General features: G+C 51.3%; 2 protein-coding genes. Both read right to left on the bottom strand.

All coding sequences use genetic code 11. The features are described from left to right. Nucleotides 1-125: 125 nt before the first annotated feature. A complete protein-coding gene (locus PCE31107_RS23230) occupies nt 126-494 on the bottom strand; it encodes an AbiJ-NTD4 domain-containing protein (protein WP_174966765.1) in 369 nt (122 codons plus the stop codon). After that, nucleotides 491-1,390 (bottom strand): restriction endonuclease, encoded by a 900-nt coding sequence (locus PCE31107_RS23225; RefSeq protein WP_150610795.1) that lies wholly within the window; start codon nt 1,388-1,390, stop codon nt 491-493. The genes PCE31107_RS23230 and PCE31107_RS23225 overlap by 4 nt, the downstream gene beginning before the upstream one ends. Nucleotides 1,391-1,501 lie beyond the last annotated feature (111 nt).

The raw sequence follows: 1,501 nt of genomic DNA, 5'->3' as shown, positions 1-1,501 counted from the left end.
GTTTTTACCCGGGCCGACTTGACCCGATACGCCGAAAAACTCGCTCTGGATTTGGCACAGAAAACCCAAGCGGATCAATACGCCGAAAAACTCGCTCTGGATTTGGCACAGAAAACCCAAGCGGATCACCCCGAACTATCTACCGACCAGCCAATGCCGTTGACGAAGAAATAGCGATTGATGTCTCTCTGAAAGCTTTCCTGGTGATATCCGCGAAGACTCGCGAGCAGTTCAATAAAATCATAGACCTCATACCACTGCGCATCGTCCAGCAGCCCTCGCGCCTCTGTCTCGACATTGCCAGCACTCCAGTTGTTGGGATCAGGGCGCTTCTGGAGCATGCGGCATAACAATTCTCGTAGCTTGTCCGGTTTTACGCCTGATTCCAGGGCAGTGTTCACAGCGACACTGCGAAGCTCTTCTGAAGCCTCTAGCCGGGACGTGATCGGCGCAGCACGCACTGGAGCAAAGCCATTTCTCTCGGAAAATCTCATGATTTCCCGAATGCGTGAGGGCAGTAAATCTCGCCCCTCAACGATACGGTCTTGATTGCATGATCGAGCAACTGTTTGAAGGAATAATGGCCGAAGAGCACATTCGATAAATGAACGCCATCAAGCAACATCATATTGATTTCCTTGCCGTATGGGAGGGTCTGAATGGCTCCGCTTGTGAAACCAGACATCGACAGGAAAATCCCGCGCCCATCCGGTTTTCCTAGTACTTTCACGTAGAAGTTGCGAAGCTGAACAGGATCAGTCTGATCGGCAGTCCATTTAAGCTCAATCAGGTAATAACGCCCTTCATACTTGATAGCGCCGTCGATTTGCTCGCCAAGGTTGCTAAATGGCCTCTCAACTGGGATGCCGCTCGCATCCATGAGGTCAGCGAAGAGCTTTTCCAGTGCATACCCTTTTTGTTGTGGGCTAAGAGTATGCATGTCCATGAACCGCGCCTGCAACTTCTGACGCTTCTCGTCATAGGTCTCTATGCGGGGAACAACACGGGCCTGCTTTATTTCCTGTTCCTTCGACTGCCTATCTCGCAGTTCCCGCAAGCGCAAAGTCGCCAGTTGTGCTCTCTGGATCTGATGACCACGGTCTTGGGCGACAAAGCTTTGCTGATCAATCAGGATACGGGCGAAATTGCGAGAGATTTCCAGTCGCCTGTTGTATTCCAACGTCCTGATCCGCTCGTACAGAGCATCCATTTGCTCGCGCTTCGTTAACGATTTACCCTCTGGCGAACGCAGATTCTTGATCTCGGACACCAAACGCGGCTCCACCTTCGAACTGAGCCATGCTTTGTGGAGGTCCCCTTTATACCAATACAAGTTGGCAAGGCCGTCCTTGATCAGCACCTCTATCTCGTCGGTGAAAACATCGAACATGTTCTACCTCTTCTCTCTATATTTTGTGTGATGCTGACCTGACGGATATTTTCGTACCACTGGCGTCTAGAGAATCACGGCCCCGGTGGTTGAACTACATTCGCTGACCCG

Source organism: Pandoraea cepalis (assembly GCF_902459625.1).
Lineage (GTDB): Bacteria > Pseudomonadota > Gammaproteobacteria > Burkholderiales > Burkholderiaceae > Pandoraea > Pandoraea cepalis.
Note: the sequence above shows the minus strand (reverse complement) of the source record. Positions and strands in the feature narration are given on the sequence as shown.